23 protein-coding genes, 1 other RNA gene and 1 pseudogene are annotated in these 26,100 nt (G+C 63.9%); 12 read left to right on the forward strand and 13 right to left on the reverse strand.

Going from position 1 to position 26,100, the window contains the following annotated elements; genetic code table 11:
• Positions 1 to 12: 12 nt before the first annotated feature.
• On the forward strand, positions 13 to 423 hold the full coding sequence (gene rnk / locus J5M58_RS02255; RefSeq protein WP_016712630.1) for a nucleoside diphosphate kinase regulator: 411 nt from the start codon (positions 13 to 15) through the stop codon (positions 421 to 423).
• Positions 424 to 557: 134 nt separating this feature from the next.
• Here rnk and J5M58_RS02260 read toward each other — a convergent pair whose 3' ends face one another.
• Positions 558 to 3,407, reverse strand: a complete 2,850-nt coding sequence (locus J5M58_RS02260; protein ID WP_112249867.1) for a class I adenylate cyclase — start codon at positions 3,405 to 3,407, stop codon at positions 558 to 560.
• 172 nt (positions 3,408 to 3,579) lie between these two features.
• On the opposite strand from J5M58_RS02260, the gene J5M58_RS02265 reads away from it, so the two are divergent.
• Positions 3,580 to 4,032 carry a YaiI/YqxD family protein gene (locus J5M58_RS02265; RefSeq protein ID WP_112249865.1) on the forward strand — a complete coding sequence of 151 codons (453 nt, stop codon included), beginning with the start codon at positions 3,580 to 3,582 and terminating at the stop codon, positions 4,030 to 4,032.
• A gap of 153 nt (positions 4,033 to 4,185) precedes the next feature.
• On the opposite strand, the gene elbB is transcribed toward J5M58_RS02265, so the two are convergent.
• Positions 4,186 to 4,845 carry an isoprenoid biosynthesis glyoxalase ElbB gene (gene elbB, locus J5M58_RS02270; RefSeq protein ID WP_112249863.1) on the reverse strand — a complete coding sequence of 220 codons (660 nt, stop codon included), beginning with the start codon at positions 4,843 to 4,845 and terminating at the stop codon, positions 4,186 to 4,188.
• Positions 4,846 to 5,155: 310 nt separating this feature from the next.
• Here elbB and J5M58_RS27810 point away from each other — a divergent pair.
• Positions 5,156 to 5,584, forward strand: a pseudogene (locus J5M58_RS27810) (sterol desaturase family protein); the annotation flags it as partial.
• 501 nt (positions 5,585 to 6,085) lie between these two features.
• Here the strand turns inward: J5M58_RS27810 and J5M58_RS02280 are convergent.
• Positions 6,086 to 6,730: a DedA family protein gene (locus J5M58_RS02280; protein WP_181457296.1), complete on the reverse strand. Its 645-nt coding sequence runs from the start codon at positions 6,728 to 6,730 to the stop codon at positions 6,086 to 6,088.
• A gap of 213 nt (positions 6,731 to 6,943) precedes the next feature.
• Here J5M58_RS02280 and ppk1 point away from each other — a divergent pair, with 213 nt between their 5' ends.
• Entirely contained in the window at positions 6,944 to 9,187 is a 2,244-nt protein-coding gene (ppk1, locus tag J5M58_RS02285; protein ID WP_112249859.1) for a polyphosphate kinase 1, read from the forward strand.
• On the opposite strand, the gene ppx is transcribed toward ppk1, so the two are convergent.
• A complete protein-coding gene (gene ppx / locus J5M58_RS02290; protein WP_112249857.1) occupies positions 9,174 to 10,676 on the reverse strand; it encodes an exopolyphosphatase in 1,503 nt (500 codons plus the stop codon). The genes ppk1 and ppx overlap by 14 nt on opposite strands.
• A 254-nt stretch (positions 10,677 to 10,930) precedes the next feature.
• On the opposite strand from ppx, the gene trxA reads away from it, so the two are divergent.
• The 5 genes from trxA (at position 10,931) to J5M58_RS02315 (ending at position 16,282) form a co-directional block, all read left to right on the forward strand.
• A complete protein-coding gene (gene trxA / locus J5M58_RS02295) occupies positions 10,931 to 11,260 on the forward strand; it encodes a thioredoxin TrxA (RefSeq protein WP_112249855.1) in 330 nt (109 codons plus the stop codon).
• 227 nt (positions 11,261 to 11,487) lie between these two features.
• Positions 11,488 to 12,747 carry a transcription termination factor Rho gene (rho, locus tag J5M58_RS02300; RefSeq protein WP_003253661.1) on the forward strand — a complete coding sequence of 420 codons (1,260 nt, stop codon included), beginning with the start codon at positions 11,488 to 11,490 and terminating at the stop codon, positions 12,745 to 12,747.
• Positions 12,748 to 12,950: 203 nt separating this feature from the next.
• Positions 12,951 to 14,417 carry a 4-hydroxy-3-polyprenylbenzoate decarboxylase gene (gene ubiD / locus J5M58_RS02305; RefSeq protein ID WP_112249853.1) on the forward strand — a complete coding sequence of 489 codons (1,467 nt, stop codon included), beginning with the start codon at positions 12,951 to 12,953 and terminating at the stop codon, positions 14,415 to 14,417.
• On the forward strand, positions 14,417 to 15,385 hold the full coding sequence (locus tag J5M58_RS02310) for a CDP-6-deoxy-delta-3,4-glucoseen reductase (RefSeq protein ID WP_013974732.1): 969 nt from the start codon (positions 14,417 to 14,419) through the stop codon (positions 15,383 to 15,385). Before ubiD ends, J5M58_RS02310 begins: the two co-directional genes overlap by 1 nt.
• Positions 15,386 to 15,631: 246 nt before the next feature.
• Entirely contained in the window at positions 15,632 to 16,282 is a 651-nt protein-coding gene (locus J5M58_RS02315) for a gamma-glutamylcyclotransferase (protein ID WP_112249851.1), read from the forward strand.
• A gap of 114 nt (positions 16,283 to 16,396) precedes the next feature.
• Here J5M58_RS02315 and J5M58_RS02320 read toward each other — a convergent pair whose 3' ends face one another.
• The gene (locus tag J5M58_RS02320; protein ID WP_207877048.1) at positions 16,397 to 17,374 is read right to left on the reverse strand and encodes an NADPH:quinone oxidoreductase family protein; all 978 of its coding nucleotides are present in this window, start codon (positions 17,372 to 17,374) and stop codon (positions 16,397 to 16,399) included.
• A gap of 169 nt (positions 17,375 to 17,543) precedes the next feature.
• Between J5M58_RS02320 and J5M58_RS02325 the strand changes: the two genes are divergently transcribed.
• Positions 17,544 to 17,948, forward strand: a complete 405-nt coding sequence (locus J5M58_RS02325; RefSeq protein WP_112249847.1) for a flagellar basal body-associated protein FliL — start codon at positions 17,544 to 17,546, stop codon at positions 17,946 to 17,948.
• A 179-nt stretch (positions 17,949 to 18,127) separates the two neighbouring features.
• Here the strand turns inward: J5M58_RS02325 and J5M58_RS02330 are convergent, their stop codons facing one another.
• From J5M58_RS02330 to J5M58_RS02345, 4 genes are all read right to left on the reverse strand, one after another.
• A complete protein-coding gene (locus J5M58_RS02330; RefSeq protein WP_207877050.1) occupies positions 18,128 to 19,240 on the reverse strand; it encodes an ABC transporter permease in 1,113 nt (370 codons plus the stop codon).
• 1 nt (position 19,241) lies between these two features.
• Complete coding sequence (gene rbbA, locus J5M58_RS02335) at positions 19,242 to 21,962, reverse strand: ribosome-associated ATPase/putative transporter RbbA (protein ID WP_207877053.1); 2,721 nt, start codon at positions 21,960 to 21,962, stop codon at positions 19,242 to 19,244.
• Positions 21,959 to 22,918, reverse strand: coding sequence for an HlyD family secretion protein (locus J5M58_RS02340; protein WP_207877055.1), 960 nt, complete (start codon positions 22,916 to 22,918; stop codon positions 21,959 to 21,961). The genes rbbA and J5M58_RS02340 overlap by 4 nt, the downstream gene beginning before the upstream one ends.
• Before the next feature lie 247 nt (positions 22,919 to 23,165).
• Positions 23,166 to 23,615 (reverse strand): EVE domain-containing protein, encoded by a 450-nt coding sequence (locus tag J5M58_RS02345; protein WP_112249839.1) that lies wholly within the window; start codon positions 23,613 to 23,615, stop codon positions 23,166 to 23,168.
• A 178-nt stretch (positions 23,616 to 23,793) separates the two neighbouring features.
• On the opposite strand from J5M58_RS02345, the gene J5M58_RS02350 reads away from it, so the two are divergent.
• On the forward strand, positions 23,794 to 23,946 hold the full coding sequence (locus J5M58_RS02350) for a hypothetical protein (RefSeq protein ID WP_003253683.1): 153 nt from the start codon (positions 23,794 to 23,796) through the stop codon (positions 23,944 to 23,946).
• Between the two features lie 18 nt (positions 23,947 to 23,964).
• Here J5M58_RS02350 and J5M58_RS02355 read toward each other — a convergent pair whose 3' ends face one another.
• The 4 genes from J5M58_RS02355 to J5M58_RS02370 all read right to left on the reverse strand — a co-directional run bounded on the left by J5M58_RS02355 (position 23,965) and on the right by J5M58_RS02370 (position 25,350).
• Positions 23,965 to 24,573: a 5-formyltetrahydrofolate cyclo-ligase gene (locus tag J5M58_RS02355; RefSeq protein ID WP_207877071.1), complete on the reverse strand. Its 609-nt coding sequence runs from the start codon at positions 24,571 to 24,573 to the stop codon at positions 23,965 to 23,967.
• Between the two features lie 80 nt (positions 24,574 to 24,653).
• Positions 24,654 to 24,833, reverse strand: a non-coding RNA gene (gene ssrS / locus J5M58_RS02360) — 6S RNA.
• A 17-nt stretch (positions 24,834 to 24,850) separates the two neighbouring features.
• On the reverse strand, positions 24,851 to 25,171 hold the full coding sequence (locus J5M58_RS02365) for a cell division protein ZapA (RefSeq protein ID WP_003259368.1): 321 nt from the start codon (positions 25,169 to 25,171) through the stop codon (positions 24,851 to 24,853).
• A complete protein-coding gene (locus tag J5M58_RS02370) occupies positions 25,168 to 25,350 on the reverse strand; it encodes a TIGR02449 family protein (RefSeq protein WP_029886233.1) in 183 nt (60 codons plus the stop codon). The genes J5M58_RS02365 and J5M58_RS02370 overlap by 4 nt, the downstream gene beginning before the upstream one ends.
• Positions 25,351 to 25,531: 181 nt before the next feature.
• On the opposite strand from J5M58_RS02370, the gene J5M58_RS02375 reads away from it, so the two are divergent.
• Positions 25,532 to 26,086 carry a YecA family protein gene (locus J5M58_RS02375; RefSeq protein WP_112249837.1) on the forward strand — a complete coding sequence of 185 codons (555 nt, stop codon included), beginning with the start codon at positions 25,532 to 25,534 and terminating at the stop codon, positions 26,084 to 26,086.
• Positions 26,087 to 26,100: the final 14 nt, after the last annotated feature.

Raw genomic sequence — 26,100 nt, forward strand, 5'->3', positions numbered from 1 at the left:
TCTGACTGGATCATGAGCACCAAGCCTTCCCTCATCCTCACCCGATTGGACGTACAACGTCTGGAGCGTCTGATCGACAGCCTCGACGAGAGTACGCCGGGTGTGCTCGCCCTGCAGGACGAGCTGGACCGCGCCGAGCAGGTGGTCGGTCACGAGGAAGTTCCGGCAGGCGTAGTGACCATGAACTCGCGCGTGCACTGCCGTGAGGAAGCCAGCGGCAAGGACTACCACCTGACCCTGGTTTACCCGAAGGATGCCGGGCCGGAAGGCAAGGTCTCGATCCTGGCGCCGATCGGTTGTGCCTTGCTCGGGTTGTCGGTGGGCGAGCAGATCGACTGGCCGGCACCGGGGGGCAAGACCCTCAAGCTGAAGCTGCTGGAAGTGGAATACCAGCCGGAAGCGGCGGGCGATTTCGACCTGTAGAATCACGAAGGCATTCACAGGTCCATGACGGACCCTGTGGGAGCGGGTTCACCCGCGAAGCAGGCGACGCGGTGTATGGCACCGGCTTTGCCGGTGTTCGCGGGTGAACCCGCTCCCACAGGTACTGCATTGGGTCATTCGCCCAGGACCTGCTCCAACCCCTCGTTCAAAGCCTGCTCCAGCTCCCGCTTGTAGCGCAGGTACAGCTGCGTCGACCCCAGCTGGTCATCCAGCAACTCGGACAAGTCCAGGTCGGTGATGTAGCAGCGGTACTGCTCTGCACCCCGTCGCTGGCCGATGATCTGCCTGGCCACCACCGCATACAGCTGCTCACCATGCTCCAGTTCGGAAAACTCCTGCTGGTCGCAGTACAGCGTCACGTGCGCCGCACCCGCCACCCCGCCCTGGATGATTGCCTGCACCTCGTAGTAAGGCTGGTCGCTACCCTCGAACGGGGCCTGGCGCGGCTCGATGCTGCGTGCCTTGCCTGGCCCGGAAGGCAACAGTTGCGCGTAGTGGATGTCCAGTGAGGCCGCGCGCTGAGTGTCCAACGGCAGACGGGCATCCCGGCGCATCACCACAGAGCGCAGGAAGCGCTGCAGCGGCAACAGCAGGTGGGCTTCGTCGTGCAGCGGCAGGCGTTGCTGCCACAGGGCGTTGTATTCATCCAGCACGTACAGCTCGGCCCAGCCACCCTGCAGGCGGTAGAACACCTGGATGCAGGCTGGCCGACCTTGCTCCAGCACCAGGTGCAGGTCGTGGTCCTGCAGGGCGTTGGCGTCCAGGTACAACGGGCTGTAGGCACTACGCTCTTGGCCCAGGTGGTCCAGCAGCGCCTCATGTTCGGCCAGGGTGGTAAGGCCGACATGTCCGGCCAGCAGCTCCAGCACATGGGTGTGCTGGGCCACCTGCAGCAGGTAGCGGTGGTTCAGGCCCTGGTCCAGCAGCAGCTGCACGGTGTCGAAGATTTCCTCCACGCGCTGGCCGATGGCCTGGGCGCGGCTCTGGCAGAAGCAGCGCACCCGCACCCTCGGACGGTGGCCGCGCAGCACGGGGCTGTTGAGGAAGTCGCGCAGGCAGCGCACCAGCGCGTGCTCGCCGTCATAGCGCTGGACCAATACCTCGTTCCAGCTGTTGAGGGTGACCTGGTCCAGGGTCAGAACCAGGTTTTCGCGCACGCCTGCATAGCTCAGCGAGTCGGTGCGCTCGGTGGTCATCAGGATGTTCAGGTCGCGGTGGTGGCGCAGTGGGTCGATGGCGACGTTGACCAGCAGCAGCACTTCCTCGGCAACGCTGGGTTGCAGCAAGCGAACTTCGCTGACGGTCGGCAAGGGCAGGGGGATGCTCTGCTGCAGGCAGCCCACCAGGTTGAAGAGTTCGAATTCGCTCAGGTCGCTGACACCCGGGTGTAGCGCCAGGCGCGTGCTGCTGTCGATCACCCCGTTGCGATGGGCCCAGGTCAGCAGTTCGAGCAGCTCGCGGCAGCGCTTTAGCGGGCTGAAGTGGTCCACTTCATGAGGGCTCAGGTTGCCGGTGTAGAGCTCCCAGTGGTAGCTGCCAGGCTCCTTGCGGTTAGGCGCCTGGACCAGGGTCAGGGTGCCTTCGGCCAGGTCCGGGGCGATACCGGGGTTGATCACTTCGACCTTGCCGGCGCGGCGCTCGAAGGCTGCGTAAAGGCGCCGGCCCAGCACGTTGAGATCGCGCTGGTCGGCGCGGCTGCTGGCGTTCTGGGTGCGGGCGAACTGGCTGAGGAAGCGGTAGCTGTGGTTCAGTTCGGCCACCAGTTCACGGCGCTCGACGGCAACCTGCTGCACTTTCCATTGGTTGCGACTGTCCAGCAGGGCCAACTGGCGCTGGTCCCAGCCCCACTCGTCGGCCAGGCGCTGCAACAGCCGGCGCTGCCAGCCATTGGCCCGGGCCGGGTCGCTGAGCTTCTTGTTCACCTTCAGGTACAGGCTGCGCCGCACCAGCTCCAGGCGCGCGTGTTCGCCGCGCTGCAGCAGGTAACGCTCGATGCGCCGGTACACCATCACGTAGGGGTCCAGCTCGTCGAGGTCGAGCTGGTTGGCGAACACTGCCTGCTTGTAGTCCAGGCTCAGGCAGCGGACGGCGGGGTGCTCGCTGGCATAGGCCTCGGTCAGCAGCAGCTTGAGCAGTGACTTGTAGGGCGAGTCGATGCCTTTGAACAGCTGCCACAAGCCGGCGCCGACGAATTCGCCGGGCGGAATGTGCGCGAGGTTGCCGAGGTCGAGGGCGTCCTGGCTGCGGATAAAGCGCTTGGACAGCAGAGTCTGGGTATAAGCGTGGTAATCGTGTTCCTGGTAGACCGGCACCAGCCACCACAGAGGCGTGCGCCCGGCCAGCCAGATAGTGGTGCGGTAGAACTCGTCCAGCAGCAGGTAGTGCTGGGTGGTGCCGCAATCGTCGGAACCGAGTTGGCCCTCGCGCTGGCCCTGGGCGAAACCTTGCGTGTCGATCAGGAAGAAGTGCGCCTCGGCACCCAGGCTTGCTGCCCATGCCTCCAGCAGCTGGCATTTGCGGCGCAACTCGCCCAGCTGCTCGTCGGCCAGGCCGGGCGCGTGGCATACCCACAGGTCCATGTCGCTGTGCTCGGCCTGGGCCAGCGAGCCCAGGCTGCCCATCAGGAACAGGCCGTGGATCGGCCGCGGCGGATTGCCATGGCGGGCTTTGTAGGTGAACGAGCGGGCAAGGCGCTGGGCCTCGACTACCAGGTCGGCGCTCGGCTCGTAGCCCGATACGCCGGCGGGAGTGCTGCCGGAGACATAGCCCGGCAGCAACGGGTGGTTCACATGAAACAGCAGTGGCAGCAGCGTCAGCACCTGTTGCTGGCGCGTCGACAGGCCCTCCAGGGCCCGCTGCAGCCGGCCCTGGTTGAGCCGCAGAAAGCGCGCACGCAATGTCGCCAGGACCTTGCGGTCGATGCCTTCGTCCAGGTCAGGGCGGATTTCGTGGGGGTGGTTCATTGCGCACTCGGGGCAGGCCAGCGGAGCTGTGGCGAGTTTAGCCTGAGTGGCGGGGTCGGATAAGCGGCAATTGAAATATTGGCGCCATTTTCCCAACGTGCGTGGCAGCTGCTCCAGCTTTCGTTGCGCTTGAGGCATGATGGAGGCCTCAAGCTGATTGCGAGGTTTTCCGATGCGTGTGTGGATCGATGCCGACGCCTGCCCCAAGGCGGCCAAGGATCTGATCGTAAAGTTCGCCCTCAAGCGCAAGTTCGAGGTAGTGATGGTGGCGGGCCAGGCTGTGGCCAAGCCGGCGTTCGCGATCGTGCGTTTGATCGTGGTGCCCAGCGGCATGGACGCAGCTGACGATTACCTGGTGGAGCACGCCGTGCCCGGCGAGCTGGTGATCTGCAGTGACGTGCCGTTGGCCGACCGCCTGGTGAAAAAGGGCGTGGCGGCGCTGGACCCGCGCGGTCGCGAGTTCGACGAGCGCAACATGGGTGATCGGCTGGCGGCGCGCAACCTGTTTACCGACCTGCGCGAGCAGGGTCAGGTGGGGGGAGGGCAGGCGCCTTATGGCGAGCGTGAGAAGCAGGCGTTTGCCAATGCGCTGGACCGGATCATCGCCCGGTTGTCCAGAACCTGAGGGCAGGCGCGGTCCCTGTAGGAGCGGCCTTGTGTCGCGATCGGGCCGCAGCGCGGCCCCAGGTTTTCAGCTTCGCCGCATAAATTGCCGGGGCCGCTTCGCGGCCCGATCGCGACACAAGGCCGCTCCTACACAGCGCGTGCCAGCAAGAGCCTATTCGTGCGTCAGCTCCAGCACCCGGTCCACCAGCTTGTAGATGCCGCCAGCCGCTTCACTGATCGACTTGGCCTCCATGTACGCCGGGGTGGTGACCAGCTTGCGCTGGGTGTCTTCGACAATGTCGTGCACATCGCATTCTTCATGGGTAGCACCCATCTTCGTCATGGTCTCCGCAGTGCCCGCGTCGCTACCGATGGTGCAGACCACACCCGGCCCGTAGATCTTCGCCGCCAGCGCCGGCGAGATGCAGATCAGGCCAACCGGCTTGCACGCCGCTGCAAAGGCTTCGGCCAGGGCCAGCACATCCGGGTGGACGCTGCAGTTGGCACCTTCCACGGCAAAGTTGGACAGGTTTTTCGCCGCTCCGAAACCGCCCGGCACGATCAGCGCATCGAAGTCTTCGGCCCTGGCTTCGCGGATGTCCTTGACCTCGCCGCGGGCAATGCGCGCCGATTCCACCAGCACATTGCGCGACTCGGGCATTTCCTCGCCGGTCAGGTGGTTGATCACATGCATCTGCGCAATGTTCGGCGCGAAGCACTGCACCTGCGCACCACGCTGGTCGAGGCGCAGCAGGGTGATCACGCTTTCGTGGATTTCGGCGCCGTCATAAACGCCACAGCCGGAAAGAATCACCGCTACTTTTTTTGTCATGCTTTTTACTCCAGTGTCGAGGCGCTAAATGTCCTCTAGTTTGGCAGATGTAGCCATAGGGATTCCCGCAAGCGCGGCCTAATCTTGGCGGATAACGTCTGAGGTCGTACCCATGGACCTGATTCTGCTGGCCGTGCCGTTCTTCTTCGTGCTGATCGCCGTCGAGCTGCTGGCCGACCATGTGCGTGGCCAGCGCAACTTCACCCTGGCCGACTCGATCAACAGCCTCAGCACCGGCGCGCTGTCGACCAGTACCGGGTTGCTGACCAAAGGGGTGGGGCTGGTGACCTATGCCATGGCGTTCGAGCACATGGCGTTGCTGCAGCTGCCGCCGCAGGCCTGGTGGGTGTGGCTGCTGGCCTTTGTCCTGTACGACTTCTGCTATTACTGGCTGCACCGTCTTGGCCACGAGCGCAACGTGCTGTGGGCTGCGCACTCGGTGCATCACCAGAGCGAGGAGTACAACCTCACTACGGCGCTGCGCCAGACCAGCAGCGGGTTCATCTTCTCGTGGCTGTTCTACCTGCCGCTGGCGTTGCTCGGTGTGCCGCCGCTGGTGTTCATCACGGTGGCGTCGCTCAACCTGCTTTACCAGTTCTGGGTGCATACCCGGCACATTCCCAAGCTGGGCTGGCTCGAGTGGGTGTTGATCACGCCATCCAACCATCGCGTCCACCATGCGCAAAATCCTGCTTACTTGGATCGCAATTACGGCGGCGTGTTCATTCTCTGGGATCGTCTGTTCGGCACCTTCAAAGAGGAGGACCCGGCCGAACCGGTGGTGTTCGGGGTGACCACGCCGCTGGCCAGCTGGAACCCGCTGTGGGCCAACCTGCAGTTCTATGCCCAGCTCTGGCACGATGCCCGGCGCGCTGACAGCCTGTGGGACAAGCTGCGGATCTGGTTCATGCCCACCGGCTGGCGCCCGGCCGATGTGGCCGCACGCTACCCACAGGCCAAGCAGGACCTGGCGTTGTTCCGCAAGTTCGAGGTTGCCCTGGGCCGCGCGCAGCAGGCCTATGTGGCGGCGCAATTCGTGGTTTACGTGGCGCTGGGCAGCTATCTGATGGAGGTAGCCGAGCGAGTGCCAACCGCCGCCCTGTTGCTCGGCTGGGGGCTGATGGCGTTTGGCTTGTTCGTGCTTGGCGCGCTGCTGGAGAACCGGCCATGGGCCGTGCGCCTGGAGCTGGTACGGTTGCTGGCGAATGCGCCGGCGCTGTACCTGGCCGGCGCACTGGGCCTAGCGGTGGTCGTGCCGCTGGCCTGGTTGCTGCTCGTGGCTTACAGCCTGCTCAGCCTCTGGGGCCTGGGCCTTGCCCGCCGCCTTGCGCTCCGCGCGCAACGTGCGGAAGCGCCGGCGCAGCCATAGCAGGCCGCCCAGCGCCAACAGGCCACCGAGCACCCATAGCTCGTAGCGCTTCACGTTGCCCAGCAGGCCTTCGAGGATGGCGCCGAAATGGTACGCGGCCGCGCCCAGGGCCACTGCCCAGATGGCCGCGCCGATACCGTTCAGCAGCAGATAGCGGCGTGGTGGGTAGCCGGACAGGCCAATGGCCACCGGCATGACCGTGCGCAAGCCATAGACGAAGCGGAAACTCAGTACCCAGATGTCGGGGTGGCGACGGATGTGGTCCAGCGCCCGGTCACCCATCGCCTGCCAGCGCGGTTTGCGTGCCAGGATCCTGCGCCCGTGGCGGCGGCCCATGAAGTACCACAGCTGGTCGCCGGCATAGCTGCCGAAAAACGCCACCAGGCACACCAGGTTGATGTCCATGTAACCGCGGAACGCAAGGAATCCCGCAAGCACCAGGATGGTCTCGCCTTCGAAGAAGGTGCCTAGAAAAAGGGCGAAGTAGCCGAAATCCTGCAGGAATTGTTGAAGCATTTTCTGAGGTGCTGGCGAAATGAACGCGAAGCCTACCCCTTCGCGCGCGTTCGTGAAAGTGTCCAAATGTGTCTCGACATGAACAATTCCCGCTCGGAGAATGCCAGAAGCCACGCGGCATGGCTTGCCCTGGCATGTAACACAGGCGTCATAATGGGCGCTTATCTTGCCGCTCAATAGATGATAGGGCGTTAACGTCCTCAGGAACGCCAGATGAATAATGAAGTGCTAACCCCTGTCGCGATCAAGGATGCTCAGGAACTCCCCGAAGAGATGGTGCAGACCCCGCCAGACCTGCCGCCGGCCCCCCAGCCTGCCGCGGAACCGGTGGCAGAGGCTGCGGCTCCGGCCCCTGCGCCGGCCCCGGCGATCGTCATCCCGGGCCTGGACGACAGCAGCCTGTACATTCATCGCGAACTCTCGCAGCTGCAGTTCAATATCCGTGTGCTGGAACAGGCGCTGGACGAGAGTTACCCGCTGCTCGAACGCCTCAAGTTCCTGTTGATCTTCTCCAGCAACCTCGACGAGTTCTTCGAGATCCGCGTCGCCGGCCTGAAGAAGCAGATCAACTTTGCCCGTGAGCAGGCCGGTGCCGACGGCCTGCAGCCGCACCAGGCGCTGGCGCGCATCAGCGACCTGGTGCACAGCGAAGTGGAGCGCCAGTACGCGATTCTCAACGATGTGCTGCTGCCGGAGCTGGAAAAGCACCATATCCGCTTCATCCGCCGCCGTTACTGGACACCCAAGCTCAAGACCTGGGTGCGCCGCTACTTCCGCGATGAAATCGCCCCGATCATCACCCCGATCGGCCTCGACCCGACTCACCCATTCCCGCTGCTGGTGAACAAGAGCCTCAACTTCATCGTCGAGCTCGAGGGTGTCGATGCCTTCGGCCGCGATTCGGGCCTGGCGATCATCCCGGCCCCGCGCCTGCTACCGCGGGTCATCCGGGTGCCGGAAGATGTGGGTGGCCCCGGCGCCAACTACGTGTTCCTGTCCTCGATGATCCACGCGCACGCCGACGACCTGTTCCAGGGCATGAAGGTGAAGGGCTGCTACCAGTTCCGCCTGACCCGTAACGCCGACCTGGCGTTGGACTCCGAAGAGGTCGACGACCTGGCTCGCGCCCTGCGCGGCGAGCTGTTCTCGCGCCGCTACGGTGACGCCGTGCGCCTGGAAGTAGCCGACACCTGCCCGAAACATCTGTCGGACTACCTGCTCAAGCAGTTCAGCCTCAGCGAAAGCGAGCTGTACCAGGTCAACGGCCCGGTCAACCTTACCCGCCTGTTCAGCATCACCGGCCTGGACAGCCACCCCGAGCTGCAGTACACGCCGTTCACCCCGGCGATCCCCAAGCTGCTGGTCAACGCCGACAACATCTTCAGCGTGATCGGCAAGCAGGACATCCTGCTGATGCACCCGTTCGAGTCCTTCACCCCGGTGATCGACCTGCTGCGCCAGGCCGCCAAGGACCCACATGTGCTTGCCGTGCGCCAGACGCTGTACCGTTCCGGGGCCAACTCGGAAATCGTCGATGCGCTGGTGGACGCGGCGCGTAACGGCAAGGAGGTCACCGCAGTGATCGAGTTGCGGGCACGCTTCGACGAAGAGTCCAACCTGCAGATGGCCAGCCGCCTGCAAGCGGCCGGTGCGGTGGTGATCTACGGCGTGGTCGGCTTCAAGACCCACGCCAAGATGATGCTGATCCTGCGCCGCGAGCAGGGTGAGATCGTGCGTTATGCGCACCTGGGCACCGGTAACTACCACGCCGGCAACGCCCGTCTGTACACCGACTACAGCCTGCTAACCTCCGACGACGCCCTCACCGAGGACGTCGGCAAGTTGTTCAGCCAGCTGATCGGCATGGGCAAGACCCTGCGCATGAAGAAACTGCTGCACGCGCCGTTCACCCTGAAGAAGGGCATGCTCGACATGATCGCGCGCGAAACCCAGTTCGCCCTCGAAGGCAAGCCGGCGCATATCATTGCCAAGTTCAACTCGCTGACCGACGCCAAGGTCATCAAGGCGCTGTACAAGGCCAGCCAGTCGGGCGTGAAGATCGATCTGGTGGTGCGTGGCATGTGCTGCTTGCGCCCAGGTATTCCGGGGGTTTCGCACAATATCCAGGTGCGCTCCATCATCGGCCGCTTCCTCGAGCACACGCGGGTGTTCTACTTCCTCAATGGCGGCGAAGAGCAGATCTACCTGTCCAGTGCCGACTGGATGGAGCGCAACCTCGACAAGCGCGTCGAGACTTGCTTCCCGGTGGAAGGCAAGAAGCTGTTGCTGCGGGTGAAGAAGGAGCTGGAAGGCTACCTGACCGACAACACCCACGCCTGGACCCTGCAGCCGGACGGGCGCTACGTGCGCAGCACGCCAACCGGCAACCAGAACCCGCGCAGTGCCCAGGCGACCCTGCTGGAGCGCCTGAGCAACCCGGTCCTCAACGTACGCTGAGGACGAAGCCGACCCGGGCCAGCCACTCCGCCTCGTTGGCGAAGTCGGCCTGGGTCAGCTGGTTCTGTTCCAGCCAGCCGGCGGGGAACACCACATCCAGGCTGTTATCGCCAGCCTTCAGCTCTACCTTGGGCATCTGCTGGTTGCCACGGATGTGATGGAAAAGGATGGCGAAGCGCAGCAGCACGCACAGGCGCAGCAGCTTGACTCCTTCCTCGCCCAGTTCGGCGATCTTGTCCTTGGGAATGTTGCGGCGGTGGCCGCGCACCAGCAAGGCCATCATCTGTTGGTCCTCGCGGGAGAAGCCTGACAGGTCGGAGTGCTCGATCAGGTAGGCGCCGTGCTTGTGGTAATGGTAGTGGGCGATATCCAGGCCGATTTCGTGCACTTTCGCGGCCCAGCCCAGCAGATCGCGCCAGTTCCCGTCTTTCAGGTCCCACGCGGCGGCCACCTGGTCGAAAGCGTGCAGCGCCTTGCGCTCGACGCGCGCGGCCTGGCCCTGGTCCACGTGGTAGCGCTCCATCAGCGAGTTCAGGGTGCGTTCGCGCACATCTTCGTGGTGGTGGCGGCCCAGCAGGTCGAACAGCACGCCTTCGCGCAGGGCTCCGTCGCAGTGGTCCATGCGCTGCAGTTCCAGGGCATCGAAGATCGCTTCGAGAATTGCCAGGCCCGCGGGGAAGATGGTGCGGCGGTCCGGCTTGACGCCTTCGAAGTCGATCCTGTCGACCTCACCCAGCTTGAACAGCTTGCGCTTGACCCAGGCCAGCCCCTCGGCGTTGACCTCGCCATTGCCCAGGCCACCTGCCTTGATGGCAGCGCCGATGGCACGAATGGTACCGGACGAGCCGATGGCCTCGTCCCAGGTCAGGCGGTGCAGGGCATTCTCGATGCTCATCAGCTCGAGGCGCGCGGCGGTGTAGGCCTGGGCGTAGCGGGCCGGGGTGATCTTGCCATCGCGGAAGTAGCGCTGGGTGAAGCTGACGCAGCCCATCTGCAGGCTTTCGCGCAGCAGCGGCTCGAAGCGCTGGCCGATGATGAACTCGGTACTGCCGCCGCCGATATCGGCCACCAGGCGCTTGCCGGGGGTATCGGCCAGGGTGTGCGACACGCCCAGGTAGATCAGGCGCGCTTCTTCACGGCCGGAAATCACCTCGACCGGGTGGCCAAGGATGGCTTCGGCGCGCTGGATGAATTCGTTGCGGTTGCGCGCTTCGCGCAAGGCGTTGGTACCGACGATGCGCACGGAGCCTGCCGGCATGCCGTTGATCAGTTGGGAAAAGCGCTTGAGGCAATCCAGGCCTCGTTCCATTGCCTCTTCACTGAGCTTGCGGTCTTCGTCGATGCCGGCGGCCAACTGAACCTTCTCGCCGAGCCGCTCGAGAATGCGGATTTCGGTATGGTGGGCCTTGGCCACGACCATGTGGAAACTGTTGGAGCCAAGGTCGATGGCGGCGATCAGGGACAGGTTCTTCGCGATGGTATGCGGCATGATCTGGTTGTTCTCGGTCGTTAACCTGGCAATCGTGCCACGATAGCAGGCTGTCGCCAACGCGTGGTACAAAGCCGTTGAGCTGGCCTTGATGCAAGGCAATGTGCCATTCGATGCTATGACGTTTGTGTGACAGTTTCGATTCGTGGCGTCTTGCACAACTATAGTTACACTCAATCGTCCGCGGCTTCCTGTCGGGCGTGGGTGCGGCTATCATGGGCCACGTTTTTTTGCTTACGACCCTGGAGATATCCATGAGCAGCGATCTGATCAAACATGTCACCGACGCCTCCTTCGAAGCCGATGTCCTTAAGGCCGAAGGCGCCGTACTGGTCGACTACTGGGCTGAATGGTGCGGTCCATGCAAGATGATCGCTCCGGTACTGGACGACATCGCTGCTACCTACGAGGGCAAACTGACCGTCGCCAAGCTGAACATCGACGAGAACCAGGAAACCCCGGCCAAGCACGGCGTGCGTGGTATCCCGACGCTGATGCTGTTCAAGAACGGCAACGTCGAAGCCACCAAGGTCGGCGCCCTGTCCAAATCGCAGCTGGCCGCGTTCCTCGACGCCCACCTGTGATGTGGAAAAGCCCCGCAGATGCGGGGCTTTTCTTTTTCAGAGCACTAGACGCAGAAAAAAGCAAGTGTTACATTCGGCCTCGCACTGCTTCTCCAGTGCCCTCTACATGCCGTCGCCGAAGCATCCCTAATTCGAATCAGTACGCGATCCTGTCGCCATCTAGCGGCGCGGCCTCATTAAGCCAGAAGCTTAATTCTCCCTTCTTACATGATTACGTCACTCCCCTTATGAACCTGACTGAACTCAAGCAAAAGCCGATTACCGATCTTTTGGAAATGGCCGAACAGATGGGCATCGAAAACATGGCCCGTTCGCGCAAACAGGACGTGATTTTCGCCCTGCTGAAGAAGCACGCGAAAAGCGGCGAAGAGATCTCGGGTGACGGCGTGCTGGAGATTCTCCAGGATGGTTTCGGTTTCCTGCGTTCGGCTGATGCGTCCTACCTGGCCGGCCCTGACGATATCTACGTCTCGCCCAGCCAGATCCGCCGTTTCAACCTGCGTACCGGCGACACCATCGTCGGCAAGATCCGCCCGCCGAAGGAAGGAGAGCGTTACTTCGCCCTGCTGAAGGTCGACACCATCAACTTCGACCGCCCGGAAAACGCGAAGAACAAGATCCTGTTCGAAAACCTGACGCCGCTGTTCCCGAACAAGCGCCTGAAGATGGAAGCCGGTAACGGCTCCACCGAAGACCTGACCGGCCGCGTCATCGACCTGTGCGCCCCGATCGGCAAAGGCCAGCGTGGCCTGATCGTTGCCCCGCCGAAAGCGGGCAAGACGATCATGCTGCAGAACATCGCGGCCAACATCACCCGTAACAACCCCGAGTGCCACCTGATCGTCCTGCTGATCGACGAGCGCCCGGAAGAAGTGACCGAAATGCAGCGCACCGTGCGCGGCGAAGTGGTTGCCTCTACCTTCGATGAGCCGCCAACCCGCCACGTGCAAGTTGCCGAAATGGTGATCGAGAAGGCCAAGCGCCTGGTCGAGCACAAGAAGGACGTGGTCATCCTGCTGGACTCCATTACTCGTCTGGCGCGTGCCTACAACACCGTGATCCCGAGCTCCGGCAAGGTACTGACCGGTGGTGTCGATGCCCACGCCCTGGAGAAGCCGAAGCGTTTCTTCGGTGCCGCGCGTAACATCGAGGAAGGCGGTTCGCTGACCATCATCGCCACCGCGCTGGTCGAAACCGGCTCGAAGATGGACGAGGTGATCTACGAAGAGTTCAAGGGCACCGGCAACATGGAGCTGCCGCTGGATCGCCGCATCGCTGAAAAGCGCGTGTTCCCGGCCATCAACATCAACCGTTCCGGCACTCGCCGCGAAGAGCTGCTGACCGCCGACGACGAACTGCAGCGCATGTGGATCCTGCGCAAGCTGCTGCACCCGATGGACGAAATCGCCGCCATCGAGTTCCTGGTCGACAAGCTCAAGCAGACCAAGACCAACGATGAGTTCTTCCTGTCGATGAAGCGCAAGTAAGCGTTTCAGTTCGGGATTGATTGGGGCTGCTTTGCAGCCCATCGCGACACAAGGCCGCTCCTACAGGGAATACGTAACCTGTAGGAGCGGCCTTGTGTCGCGATGGGTCGCGAAGCGGCCCCAATGCATTTTTGCCCCCAAACAGAGCCCGAACGGCGCTACACTCTGCACCCCGACCGATACGGCCAATACGAGGCTCCTGCATGCAGTATCGCGACTTGCGCGACTTCATCCGTGGCCTGGAACAGCGCGGCGAGCTCAAGCGCATCCAGGTTCCGATCTCCCCCGTCCTGGAAATGACCGAGGTCTGCGACCGCACCCTGCGTGCCAAGGGCCCGGCATTGCTGTTCGAAAAACCCACCGGCTTCGACATTCCGGTGCTGGGCAACCTGTTCGGAACCCCGGAGCGCGTGGCCATGGGCATGGGCGCCGAGTCGGTCGATGAACTGCGCGAGATCGGCAAGCTGCTGGCCTTCCTCAAGGAGCCCGAGCCGCCGAAGGGCCTGAAGGATGCCTGGTCCAAGCTGCCGATCTTCAAGAAAGTCGTGTCGATGGCGCCGAAAGTGGTCAAGGATGCAGTGTGTCAGGAAGTGCTGGTCGAGGGGGACGATGTCGACCTCGGCGCTCTGCCGATCCAGCACTGCTGGCCGGGCGATGTGGCGCCGCTGATCACCTGGGGGCTCACAGTCACCCGCGGCCCGAACAAGGACCGCCAGAACCTGGGCATCTACCGCCAGCAGGTGATCGGCCGCAACAAAGTCATCATGCGCTGGCTCAGCCACCGTGGCGGCGCCCTCGACTACCGCGAATGGTGCGAGAAGAACCCTGGCCAGCCGTTCCCGGTGGCCGTGGCCCTGGGCGCTGACCCGGCCACTATCCTCGGCGCCGTGACCCCGGTGCCGGACACCCTCTCCGAGTACGCCTTCGCCGGCCTGCTGCGCGGCAACCGCACCGAACTGGTCAAGTGCCGGGGCAGCAATCTGCAGGTGCCGGCCACCGCCGAAATCATCCTGGAGGGTGTGATCCACCCGGGCGAAATGGCCCCGGAAGGCCCATACGGCGACCACACCGGCTACTACAACGAAGTGGACAGCTTCCCGGTGTTCACCGTCGAGCGCATCACCCATCGGCAGAAACCGATCTACCACAGCACCTACACCGGTCGCCCACCAGACGAACCGGCGATCCTCGGCGTGGCGCTGAACGAAGTGTTCGTGCCGATCCTGCAGAAGCAGTTCCCGGAAATCGTCGATTTCTACCTGCCGCCGGAAGGCTGCTCGTACCGCATGGCGGTGGTGACCATGAAAAAGCAGTACCCGGGCCACGCCAAGCGCGTGATGCTGGGTGTATGGTCGTTCCTGCGACAGTTCATGTACACCAAGTTCGTTATTGTCACCGATGACGATATCAATGCCCGTGACTGGAATGATGTGATCTGGGCCATCACCACGCGCATGGACCCCAAGCGTGATACGGTGATGATCGACAACACCCCGATCGACTACCTGGACTTCGCGTCGCCGGTATCCGGGCTGGGGTCGAAGATGGGCCTGGACGCCACGCACAAGTGGCCGGGCGAGACTACACGCGAATGGGGACGGGTCATCGTCAAGGACGAGGCCGTCACCCGCCGTATCGATGAGCTGTGGGATCAGTTGGGAATAGATTGATGCAGGTAACGTTGCAGCCGTCCGGGGCGGTGCTGGCGCTCGAACCCGGGGAACGGATCCTGGATGGAGCGCGGCGGCTGGGCTATGACTGCCCGAACAGCTGCCGCAATGGCAATTGCCATGTCTGCGCCGCGTTGTTGGTCGAAGGCCGGGTACGCCAGGACGGCGAAGTCCGCGACCATGGCGAGCTGTTCACCTGCATTGCCGAGCCGCTGGAGGATTGCGTGTTGCTCTGGGATGGTGTGCTCGCCCTGGGCGAGCTGCCGGTGCGCAAACTGGCGTGCAGTGTCAGTGAGTGCGTCGAGGTCGGTGGCGACGTCTGGCGCGTGCGGTTGCGCGCGCCGGCTGGCAGGCCGCCGCGCTACCACGCGGGGCAGTACCTGATGATCGAACGCGAAGGCGGCAAGCAGGCGGCATTTTCGCTGGCTTCCGCACCCCATGCCGGGCGCGAGCTGGAGCTGCATGTGCTGGCGCGCGAGCCCAGTGCGCTGCAACTTATCGAGCAGCTCAAGCGCGACGGTCTGGCTCGCATCGAAATGCCGTTCGGCGACACCCACCTGGCCGAGTTGCCCGACGGGCCGCTGGTGCTGATTGCTGCTGGCACCGGCATGGGCCAGATGCACAGCCTGGTCGAGCATTGCCGGGCTCAGGGTTTCAAGCACCCGGTGCACCTGTACTGGGGCGTGCGCCGGCCCGAGGACTTCTACCAGATCGAGCATTGGGACGAATGGCAGCGCCTGCCCAACCTGTTCCTGCACCAGGTGGTCAGCGACCTGTGCGGCTGGGAAGGCCGTTGCGGCATGCTGCATGAGGCTGTTTGCGAGGACATCGCCGACCTCAACAGCGTGCATGTATATGCCAGCGGCTCGCCGAACATGATCTATGCCACTCTCGACGCCTTGGTCGAAGCCGGCATGGATGCGCATCGCATGCGCGCAGATGTTTTTGCCTACGCGCCACGCGGCTAATAACCGAAGTTTGAAAGTATGGGTATAAGGCGGTAATTGTTACCGCCTTGGCCAATAACTTTCGCAGTTGCCGAAACAGTACTTTCCAGTCGTCGGGAGCGCGGATGAAACTCTGGCGCGAGGGCTTGAGTATTCCTGCACTTCTGTCCTATGGTTACTGCAAGCGCCCCTGGTACAGAGGCTTTGGGGTGCATCGTAATCGAATCTCGCTACATCCGTAGTTCACAGGGATAATGGCGGCAGCTTATGTCGGCACTTGAAAGTATGTCCTGGGAAGTTCCATATCCACCGACACTCGACTTCGGTCAGCAACATACTCGCGAACAGTTGTTCAGTTCCATGAAGACAACCATGTCTCGCCATCAGGGTGGGCCGGTGTGGCTGTTCGCCTATGGTTCGTTGATCTGGCGGCCGGAGTGCAACTCGGTGGAACGCCAACGCGCTCGAGTGCATGGTTACCACCGAGGCTTGTACCTGTGGTCGCACGAACACCGCGGCACGCCGGAAACCCCCGGCCTGGTGTTCGGCCTGGACCGTGGTGGCTCCTGCAGTGGTTTTGCCTACCGGCTGGATGAAAGCACCCTGGACGATTCGCTGATGGCCCTGTGGCAGCGCGAGATGCCATACCCGGCGTACCGGCCGCACTGGCTCAGTTGCCGTTTGGGTGATGGCAGCAAGGTGCAGGCTCTGGGCTTCGTGCTGGAGCGGCATTTACCGTGCTACGCCGGGAACCTGCCGGACACACTGCTCAGCCAGATCCTGGCCAGTGCCAAGGGGCGCTATGGCACCACGCGTGATTACGTCGAACAGACCTTGAATGCCCTGCGCAGCCACCAGATGCCCGATCGCAACCTGGAGGCGCGGTTCAGGCGCTGCCATAACCTGCGGGAAGTTTGATTACCTGTGCCGGCCTCTTCGCGGGTGAACTCGCTCCCACAGGTACTGCACATTCCTTGAGGGCGGTGCGGTCCCTGTGGGAGCGGGTTCACCCGCGAAAAGGCCGGAACTGTCTTACCTGGCCAGCACCACCAACTTACCCACAGCCTGCCGCTGCCCCAGCCTCTCAATGGCCGCCCCTGCCTCAGCCAGTGGATAAGTCTGCGACACCAGCGGCTTCAACTTGCCTTCGGCATGCCAGGCAAACAGCTGCCGGAAGTTGGCCGCATTGTCCTCCGGCTGACGCTGGGCAAACGCCCCCCAGAACACCCCGAGCACCGCCGCGCCCTTGAGCAACACCAGGTTGGCCGCCAGCTGCGGGATGGCCCCGCTGGCAAAGCCCACCACCAGCAACCTGCCATTCCAGGCCAGCCCGCGCACCGCCTGCTCGAACAACTCGCCACCCACCGGGTCGTAGATCACGTCGACGCCCTGGCCACCCGTCAAGCGCTTGATCTCCTCACGCAGGCTGGCCTGGCTGTAGTCGATCAGTTCATCTGCCCCAGCTGCCTTGGCCACAGCCAGTTTCTCCGCACTGCTGGCCGCCGCGATCACCCGCGCGCCCAGCGCCTTGCCGATCTCCACCGCCGCCAGCCCGACCCCGCCGGAAGCGCCCAGCACCAGCAGGGTCTCGCCCGCCTGCAACTGGCCGCGCTGGCGCAGGGCGTGCATGGAGGTGCCGTAGGTCATGCCGAACGCTGCAGCAGTGGTGAAGTCCATGCTCGGGGGGATCGGCAGCACATTGTAGAACGGCACCGCCACCTGCTCGGCGAACGCACCCCAGCCGGTCAGCGCCATGACCCGTTCGCCGACCTTGAACGCGCCGGCTTTTTCCCCGACTGCGGCCACCACGCCCGCTGCCTCGCCGCCGGGGGAGAACGGCAACGGTGGCTGGAACTGGTACTTGCCTTCGATGATCAGGGTATCGGGGAAATTGACCCCGGCGGCATGCACATCCAGCAGGATTTCGTTTTTCTTCGGCACCGGGCTGGGTACTTCTTCCAGCACCAGGTTGCGCGCCGGGCCCAGGGTTTTGCACAACACAGCTTTCATCGGGGCTATTCCTTTGCGGGTCGTGGCCGATAAGTGTAGGAAGGCCGCCTGCCGGGTCAACGAGCATGGCCCGCCCTGATGTGCGGGCATAAGTGGCGGCACTAGCCCGGGCTTGGGTTTGAAGGGCATGCTGGGTAAGCTGGCGCCAACTGTATTGAGGAGCGAATTTGTGAAAGCGTGGATCTTGATGTTGCTGGCGCTGCTGCTGCCGGCTGCGGCCATGGCCGAGGAAGCCAAGGAAGGGGCGCCCAAGGTCGCCTACATCAGCCTGAGCCCGCCCTTTGTCGGCAACTATGCGCTCGACGGCAGCCCGCGGCTGCGCGTGTACAAGGCCGATGTGGCCCTGCGAGTGACCGGCGACGAAGCCGCGAAGGCGGTGAAGCACCATGAGCCGCTGATCCGCAACCAGCTGGTGGCGCTGTTCACCCAGCAGTCGGTGGACAGCATGAGCAACGTCGAAGCCAAGGAGCATCTTCGCCAGGAAGCGCTGAAGCAGGTGCAGCAGGTGATGGAAGCCGAAGAGGGCAAGCCGATTGTTGAGGACCTGCTGTTCAACAACCTGATCGTGCAGTGACCGGCAAGCCGGCTCTCTCAGGAGCAGCGCAATCCGCACTGTGGCGCGATCCCGTGGGAGCGGCTTTAGCCGCGAAGAATCCAACGCGGTGCATGGCACCGGCTGCGCCGGTATTCGCGGGTAAACCCGCTCCCACAGGAATCGCGCAAACTTCAGATTTTGAGCCGGGTATGCGCGGGTCAGGACGCCAGGCTACGGCGAAACCGCGCCAGCGCCACGGCGAAGAACACCAGGCCGATCACGGCCAGCGCCAGGATGTCCGGCCACACCACCGTCCACCCGGCATCACGGAACAGGATTGCGGCGCCAAGGCTGACGAAGTGAGTCGACGGCGACCCTTGCATCACCCACTGCAACCACTGCGGCATGCTGTCCAGTGGTGTGCTGCCGCCTGACAGCAACAGCATCGGGATGATCACCGGGATCGCCAGCAGGCCGAACTGCGGCGTCGAGCGTGCCAGAGTGGCGAGGAATATCCCTAGTGCGGTACTGGCGAACAGGTACAGCGCGGTCACTGCCAGGAACAGCCCCATCGAGCCGACCAACGGCACGCCAAGCGCACCCTTGACCACAACCACCAGCGAAATCCAGGTGCAGATCACCACCACCAGCGCATTGCTGGCGATTTTCGCCAGCATGATTTCCAGCGCGGTCAGCGGCAGCACCAGCAGGTGGTCGAGGGTGCCGTGCTCGCGTTCGCGCAGCAGCGCGGTGCCGGTGAGGATGATCGCCAGGATGGTGATGTTGTTGACGATCTGGATCACCGCCAGGAACCAGCCACCCTCCAGGTTGGGGTTGAACAGGGCCTTGGCGTTAATTACCACCGGGCTCTGCGTATTGTTGCGCTGGCTGTAGTCGAGCAACTCGCGTTCGAAGATGCGGCCGATGTAGCCAGCCCCCATGAAGGCCTGGCTCATGGCTGTGGCGTCGACATTGATCTGCAGCTCCGGCGAGCGCCCGGCCAGCAGGTCGCTCTGGAAACTCACCGGCACGTTGATCACGAAGGTGTACTGGCCGCTGTCCATGGCCTGGTCCAGGCGCTCTGCGGCCAGCGGAGCGGCGGGCTGGAACTCGGGCGGTTGCAAGGCTTCGCCGAGTTTGCGCGAGAGCAGGCTGTGGTCTTCGTCCACTATCGCGACACTGGCGTTGTGCACGCCGATTACCGAGCCCGCCGCCGGCATGTAGATGGCCACGCTGAAGGCATACAGCAGGAACAACAGCAGTACGCTGTCATGGCGCAGGCTGGTCAGCTCTTTAAGGCCCAGGCGCAGGGTGTGATTCAGGCGCGACATCTCAGGCCTCCTGCTTCTTCAGCATGCCCAGGCTCAGGCCGGTGAACACGGCAAAGAAACTGAGCAGGATCAGGCACTGCGGCCACAGTTCGCGCAGGCCCAGCGCCTTGGTGAAGGTGCCGACCGCAATGTCGAGGAAGTAGCCTGCCGGGAACAGTTGGCCCATCACTGCCGCCGCGCCGTCCAGTGACGAACGTGGCACGATCAGCCCGGAAAACTGGATGGTCGGCAGGCTGGTGATGATCATGGTGCCGAGGATGGCGGCGATCTGGGTGCGGGTGAACGCCGAAATCAGCAGGCCCAGGCTGGTGGTCGCCAGCAGGTAGGCAACGCCGCCGCAGGCCAGGGCCAGCACGCTGCCCTTGAGCGGCACGGCGAATAGCCAGCGGTTCATTGCCACCAGCAGAGCGAGGTTGACCAGGCTCACGACCAGATAGGGCATCTGCTTGCCGAGCAGGAACTCCAGGCGGGTGAGGGGCGTGGCGTAGAAGTTGGTGATGGAGCCGAGCTCTTTCTCGCGGACGATGCCCAGCGCGGTGAGCATGGCCGGGATGAAGGCCAGGATCAGCGCCATCACTCCCGGGCCGATGGCGTTCACGCTGACCACATCCTGGTTGTAGCGAAAACGGGTTTCCAGACGCACCAGGTCCTGGCGCGGCTGCGGCAGGGGGCTGGCCTTGGCCAGTTGCTCGAGGTTGGCCTGGTGCACGGCTTCCACGTAGTTGCGGCTGGTTTCCGCGCGGAACGGCATGCCGCCGTCTAGCCAGGCGGCCACCACCGGTTGGCGACCGGCGTACAGGTCGCGGCCAAAGCCGGGCGGAATTTCCAGCGCCAGTTTGATTTCCGAGCGCTGCAGGCGCTGGTGCATTTCGCGGGTATCACGGATGGGCGCCTGTTCGGCGAAATAGCGTGAACCACGAAAGGCTTCGAGGTAGGCCCGGCTTTGCGGGCTTTGGTCCTGATCGTGCACGGCAAAGGCAAGGTTTTCCACATCCAGGGAAATGCCATAGCCGAAGATCACCATCATGAACATCGCCCCCAGCAGGGCGAAGGCCAGGCGTACCTTGTCGCGCAGCAGCTCCTTGCCCTCACGGCTGGCCACGGTCAGCAGGCGGCGCAGGCTGAAGCCTTGACGCAGCGTCGGTGCCGGCGAGGCTGCCTGCTCCAGTACGGTATTGTCGGTGGCCTGCGGGGCCAGTTCCTGGGCCTGTTCCAGGCAACGTACGAACGCGTCTTCCAGGGTGTCGCCCTGGTACTGATGCTGCAAGGCGTCGGGCGTGTCGCAGGCCAGCACCCGGCCGGCATGCATCAGCGAGATGCGGTCGCAGCGCTGGGCTTCGTTCATGAAGTGGGTGGAGAGGAAAATGGTCACGCCCTGCTCGCGTGACAGCTCCACCAGCAGGCGCCAGAAATCGTCGCGGGCGGCCGGGTCGACGCCGGAGGTGGGTTCGTCGAGGATCAGCACCTCCGGGCGGTGCAGCACCGCCACCGCCAGTGACAGGCGCTGGCGTAGGCCGAGGGGCAGGGCGCCGGACGGCTGGTCGGCGATGGCGCTCAGGTCGAAGCGTTCGATCAGCTCATCGATGCGCTGGGCGGTTTCGGCCTTGGGCAGGTCGAACAGGCGGGCATGCAGGGCCAGGTTCTGCCGGGTGCTGAGCTCGCCATACAGCGAAAAACTCTGCGACATGAAACCGACCCGCTTGCGCGTGGCCAGGTCGCTGGCATCCACCGGGCGGCCGAGCAGGCTGGCGCTGCCCTCGCTGGCCGGCATCAGGCCGGTGAGCACTTTCATGGTGGTGGTCTTGCCACAGCCGTTGGAGCCGAGAAAGCCGAAGATCTCCCCGCGGCCAATGGCGAAACTGACCTTGTTGACCGCAGTGAAGTCACCAAAGCGCAGGGTCAGGTCGTGCGCCTCGATGGCGACCGGGCCGTCCATGGCAGGGCGCGGCGGGATGGTCAGGGGTTGATGGTGTGCCTTGCCCGCGCCCTGGTAGTGGGTGAAGGCGTCGTCCAACTTGCCGCTGCGGGTGACTGCGGCCAGTTCATGGCTGGGGCCTGCCGCCAGCAGGCGGCCGCCGTCGAGCATCAGGCAATGCTCGAACTGCTCGGCTTCTTCCATGTAGGCGGTGGCCACCAGCAGGGTCAGCTGCGGGCGTTGCGCGCGCACCTGCTCGACCAGCTCCCAGAAGCGCCGCCGCGACAGCGGGTCGACACCGGTGGTCGGTTCGTCGAGGATCAGCAGGTCCGGCTCGTGGATCAGTGCGCAGCACAGGCCCAGCTTCTGCTTCATGCCGCCCGACAGCTTGCCGGCCGGGCGCTCGGCAAAGCGCTGCAGGTCAGTGGCCTGCAGCAGGTTGGCCATGCGTTGCTCGCACTCGCGCCGGCCGAGGCCGAACAGGGTGGCGAAAAAGCGGATGTTCTCGCTGATCGACAGTTCCGGGTACAGATTGTTGCCAAGCCCCTGCGGCATGAACGCCACTTTCGGGTACAGCGCCGCGCGATGGCGGCGCTGGCGAATCGAGCCGCCCAGCACCTGCAGCTCGCCCTGTTGCAGGCGCTTGACGCCGGCGATCAGCCCCAGCAGGGTCGATTTGCCAGCCCCGTCAGGGCCGATCAGCGCGCAGCGGGTGCCCGCCGGCAGGCTGAACCCAAGGGGGTGCAGAGCCACCAGGTGGCCATATCGATGGCTGATGCCCTCGGCCAACAGTGCCGGGGCGTTCATTGCAGGTTGGCCGGCCAGTCCACTTCAGCCGTGCGTACATAGCCGGCGCCTGGCATGCCCGGCTTGGCCTGCGGCACGGCGCCCGGGTCGGTCAGGCGCAACTTGACCCGGAACACCAGCTTCTGCCGCTCGTCGCGGGTTTCCACCTGCTTGGGGGTGAACTGGGCCTTGGCCGCGACAAAGGCCACCTTCGCCGGCAGCGCCCGCTCGGGCAGGGCGTCGAGCACGATCCGCGCCTGGTCGCCGACGGTCAGCCGGCCGCTGGTGGAGGCCGGCAGGTACAGGTTCATGTACTGGTCGCTGGGGTCGATCAACATCAGCACACGGCCACCGGCACCCAGCACTTCACCCGGCTCGGCCAGGCGCAGCTGGATGATGCCGTCGATCGGTGCGCGCAGGCTGCTGTCGTCGATTTCGCTGGTGAGTTGCGCCACCTGGGCCTCGGCGGCGCCGATGGCGGCCTTGATCGCCGCCAGCTGGGCGCGGGCGGCGACCACGGCGGCGTTGGCTGTGTCGAAGCGCGCCTGCTGTTGGTCGAGCAATTGCTGGCTGGCGTACTTGCGCTGGAAGATCTCGCGCACGCGCTTGAGCTCCTGGCTGGCCAGCAGCAGTTCGCTCTGGCGCAGCTGCACACTGGCCTGGGCGGCTGCGTAGTTTTCCCGGGCGCGCAGCACTTCAGCTTCGGCCTGGCTGCGTTGGGCTTCCATGGTGCGGGTGTCGATACGCGCCAGCAGCTGGCCGCGAGTGACCTTGTCACCTTCGTCGACCAGCACCTCGGCCAGGCGGCCGGGGATTTTGCTGGCGATCTGCACTTCGGTGGCTTCGAGGCGGCCGTTGCCCATGCTCAGGCCTTCGGGCAACTGGTCGTGGAGCGATTTCCAGTATCCCAGCCCGCCGGCTGCTGCGAGTAGGGCGATCAGCGCGATGGCGAAGATCCTGGGGGCGTATCGGTTCATCGTTCTGCATCCTTGCGGTCATGCACACTGCATCATGGCCTGCGGCCATTGGCGATGTGTTGATATCAATCAAAGGCCCCCACAGTCCCTGTAGGAGCGGCCTTGTGTCGCGAAAGGGCTGCAAAGCAGCCCCGGCAATTCATGGGGTGACGCTGACATCCCGGGGCCGCTGTGCGCCCCATCGCGACACAAGGCCGCTCCTACAGCGGACCGCGCCGGTCAGCAAGATCTGACCTTAGCTGCAGTTTCAACGCAAAGCGACAATCACCGCCCATTGCTCCGGCGTCACCGGCATCACCGACAGGCGGCTGCCCTTCTGCACCAGCGGCAGTTCGGCCAGGCCTGCCTGCTGTTTCAGCCAGCCCAGCTCCAGCACCCGTGGCAGGGTTTGCACATGAGCCACATCCACCGCGCTCCACGGGTTCTTGTCGACCGTGGCCTTGGCATCGTAGTAGTGGCTTTGCGGGTCCAGCGCGGTCGGGTCCGGGTAGGCAGCGCGGGTGATCCTGGCGATGCCGGCGATGCCCGGCTGCGGGCAGCTGGAGTGGTAGAAAAAGAACTCGTCGCCAACGCACATGGCCCGCAGGAAATTACGCGCCTGGTAGTTGCGCACGCCGTCCCAGCGCGCTTCGCCGAGGCGGCCGAGGGCTTCGATGGAGAGCTCGTCAGGCTCGGATTTCATCAGCCAGTAGGCCATGGGTGCTGCTCCTGAAAAGGTTTGAAATAACCTGTTGCACGAAACCGACAGCCGGTTGGCGTCAAGGTTTGCGTGCCGACGCAGGTTGTCGGAAAATGCGCCCCGTTTAAAGCGCGATGCTCCGGTGGTTCCCAGAAAACCGCCGAGCCTGAACAGTTTGCTTGGGGGGCAATCTTCGATGAATCAACGTAAAAAGCCGGATCTGCTGTGGATTCTGGTGTTCATTTTTGGCCTGGGTGTGGTCACTACCGGTTATGCGCAAGGGTTCTGGGAGCGCAAGCTGGACAACGCCTATCAGATGCCGGTCGACGCCAGCCAGCCACAACGTTGATGCCCACGCCGGCGCCGCTCAACGCGGCGCCAGGTACCAGCCACGGTCCGAGACCGTCCCCTGCAGCGGCACATCCCAACTGGCCTGAGCCAGCCGCTCGACCTTCTGGCATTCATGTGCCAGCCCCAACAGCAACGGCTTTTTCCAGGTCTGGCGACGCGCCTGGTAGGCCAGGCTGCGATCATAGAAACCACCGCCCATTCCCAGCCGCCCTCCTACTTCGTCGAAGCCGACCAGCGGTAGCAGGATCAGGTCCAATGCCCAGATCGGCCGCTGGCGCTTGCGGTCGGTAACGGGTTCCGGAATGCGAAAGCGGTTGGGCTTGAGCTTTTCACCGTGCTCGAAGCGCTGGAACACCATGCGCGTGCGCGGCCAGGCGTGCAACACCGGCAGGTAGGTGCGCTTGCCGCGGCGCTGGGCTTCGCGCAGCAGCAGGTATGGGTCGATTTCACCGTCGTTGGGCAGGTACAGGGCAATGTGCCGGGCGCGGCGGAACAGCGGGTGCTGCGCCAGCTGGCGATACAGCCCAAGGGCGGCCTGGCGTTGCTGGGCAGGGGTAAGGGCGCGGCGGGCATTGCGAAGCAGGCGACGAAGCTGGGGGCGGGTGAGCTGCGCGGTGTCGGTCATGGCACGGGCGATCCCAGGTGTGCTGGCCGAGCGCTCGGCCAAAACGAATTGCCCGCCGGAGGGGGCGGGCAAGAGAATTCAGGCTCCCCGATAAGACCGCTATCGGTGTAGCCCTTGAACCCGAAAGTTCAAGGTGGAGATTGCAGGGGGCGTTAAGGCTTTCCGTCGGGCGGACATGCACACCGGCCCCAGCGTGCAACCCCCGTGGTTGTGCGTATCGGCTCAGGGACATAACCGACTGGCGCATCCCCCAGGGAGTGGCGCCAGTATACCAATCTCAGCCGATTTTGGTATCCGCGTCGTCGGACAGTGCCTGGTCGACCCGTTCCAGCAGGTCGCGCACCTGTTCGCGGGTGGTGCCGCCGGCCGGGGCATCGTTGCGGTCTTCCTGGCGGTGCAGCATTTCGTGGGTGATGTTCAACGCTGCCATGACCGCAATGCGGTCGGCGCCGATCACCTTGCCGCTGCTGCGGATCTCGCGCATCTTGCCGTCCAGGTAGCGCGCGGCGCTGACCAGGTTGTTGCGCTCTTCCGGCGGGCAGATGATCGAATATTCCTTGTCGAGGATCTGCACGGTGACGCTATTGCTTGAACTCATGAGTCTTGCTCCAGAGCCTTGAGGCGTAAAATCATCGACTCGACCTTGCGCTTGGCGATCTCGTTCTTTTCGATGAGGTGGGCGCGCTCTTCGCGCCAGGATTTTTCCTGAGCTACTAGGAGTGCATTTTGCCGTTTTAGTTGCTCGACACGTTCGATCAGCAGCTCGAATCGGCTCATCAGTGCCTGCAGGTCGTTCTCTTGCGTGGGTTGCACTCGATTCGCTCCGTCGTTGAGTCACCTGGCGATGATGCCTCTCCCTGGGCGGCGACGGCCAGTGCCGATGGTCTTGGCGCGCCTGCCGGTGCTAGGATACAAGGTCTCCATTCTAGTCATTGCGCCGTCTGGCGCCTAGCTGCCCATGCCCAATACCCAATCGCCCTACATCGCCTTCGCCATGCTGCTGTCCAGCAATGGCCATCCTGTCACCCCGGCCGAACTGCACGGCCTGCTGATCGGCCGCAGCTGCGCCGGTGCCGGCTTCGACGCCGACGGCTGGCTGGCCGATGCGGCCCAGCTGCTGGAAACCGAGCCCGGTGACTCCGTTCGCAACGCCCTGGTCGGCCTGCAGGAAATGGTCAAGGGCGAACTCACCAGCGACGACATGGCGATCGTCCTGCTGCTGCCTTCCGACGCCGCCGCCCTGAGCGACCGCGCCACCGCGCTGGGCCAGTGGTGCCAAGGCTTCATTACCGGTTTTGGCCTGAATGCCGGTGGCAAGGACCTGTCCGACGAGGCCAAGGAAGTGCTGCAGGACCTGGTGGCCATTTCCCAGGTTCAGGAAGCCCTCGAGGAGTCCGAGGATGGCGAGAGCGACTACATGGAAGTCATGGAATACCTGCGCGTGGCGCCATTGCTGCTGTTCTCCGAGCTGGCCAAGCCGGCCGCCCCTGCACCCAAGCCATCGCTGCACTGATCAACCGGGGGTAG

It is taken from the genome of Pseudomonas sp. 32_A (assembly GCF_017490905.1).
Lineage (GTDB): Bacteria > Pseudomonadota > Gammaproteobacteria > Pseudomonadales > Pseudomonadaceae > Aquipseudomonas > Aquipseudomonas inefficax.

Bases quoted from the DNA above. Each gene is read 5' to 3' on its own strand.
- rnk (WP_016712630.1), top strand. From the start codon at position 13: ATGAGCACCAAGCCTTCCCTCATCCTCACCCGATTGGACGTACAACGT.
- J5M58_RS02260 (WP_112249867.1), bottom strand. From the start codon at position 3,407: ATGAACCACCCCCACGAAATCCGCCCTGACCTGGACGAAGGCATCGAC.
- J5M58_RS02265 (WP_112249865.1), top strand. From the start codon at position 3,580: ATGCGTGTGTGGATCGATGCCGACGCCTGCCCCAAGGCGGCCAAGGAT.
- elbB (WP_112249863.1), bottom strand. From the start codon at position 4,845: ATGACAAAAAAAGTAGCGGTGATTCTTTCCGGCTGTGGCGTTTATGAC.
- J5M58_RS02280 (WP_181457296.1), bottom strand. From the start codon at position 6,730: ATGCTTCAACAATTCCTGCAGGATTTCGGCTACTTCGCCCTTTTTCTA.
- ppk1 (WP_112249859.1), top strand. From the start codon at position 6,944: ATGAATAATGAAGTGCTAACCCCTGTCGCGATCAAGGATGCTCAGGAA.
- ppx (WP_112249857.1), bottom strand. From the start codon at position 10,676: ATGCCGCATACCATCGCGAAGAACCTGTCCCTGATCGCCGCCATCGAC.
- trxA (WP_112249855.1), top strand. From the start codon at position 10,931: ATGAGCAGCGATCTGATCAAACATGTCACCGACGCCTCCTTCGAAGCC.
- rho (WP_003253661.1), top strand. From the start codon at position 11,488: ATGAACCTGACTGAACTCAAGCAAAAGCCGATTACCGATCTTTTGGAA.
- ubiD (WP_112249853.1), top strand. From the start codon at position 12,951: ATGCAGTATCGCGACTTGCGCGACTTCATCCGTGGCCTGGAACAGCGC.
- J5M58_RS02310 (WP_013974732.1), top strand. From the start codon at position 14,417: ATGCAGGTAACGTTGCAGCCGTCCGGGGCGGTGCTGGCGCTCGAACCC.
- J5M58_RS02315 (WP_112249851.1), top strand. From the start codon at position 15,632: ATGTCGGCACTTGAAAGTATGTCCTGGGAAGTTCCATATCCACCGACA.
- J5M58_RS02320 (WP_207877048.1), bottom strand. From the start codon at position 17,374: ATGAAAGCTGTGTTGTGCAAAACCCTGGGCCCGGCGCGCAACCTGGTG.
- J5M58_RS02330 (WP_207877050.1), bottom strand. From the start codon at position 19,240: ATGTCGCGCCTGAATCACACCCTGCGCCTGGGCCTTAAAGAGCTGACC.
- rbbA (WP_207877053.1), bottom strand. From the start codon at position 21,962: ATGAACGCCCCGGCACTGTTGGCCGAGGGCATCAGCCATCGATATGGC.
- J5M58_RS02340 (WP_207877055.1), bottom strand. From the start codon at position 22,918: ATGAACCGATACGCCCCCAGGATCTTCGCCATCGCGCTGATCGCCCTA.
- J5M58_RS02345 (WP_112249839.1), bottom strand. From the start codon at position 23,615: ATGGCCTACTGGCTGATGAAATCCGAGCCTGACGAGCTCTCCATCGAA.
- J5M58_RS02350 (WP_003253683.1), top strand. From the start codon at position 23,794: ATGAATCAACGTAAAAAGCCGGATCTGCTGTGGATTCTGGTGTTCATT.
- J5M58_RS02355 (WP_207877071.1), bottom strand. From the start codon at position 24,573: ATGACCGACACCGCGCAGCTCACCCGCCCCCAGCTTCGTCGCCTGCTT.
- J5M58_RS02365 (WP_003259368.1), bottom strand. From the start codon at position 25,171: ATGAGTTCAAGCAATAGCGTCACCGTGCAGATCCTCGACAAGGAATAT.
- J5M58_RS02370 (WP_029886233.1), bottom strand. From the start codon at position 25,350: ATGAGCCGATTCGAGCTGCTGATCGAACGTGTCGAGCAACTAAAACGG.
- J5M58_RS02375 (WP_112249837.1), top strand. From the start codon at position 25,532: ATGCCCAATACCCAATCGCCCTACATCGCCTTCGCCATGCTGCTGTCC.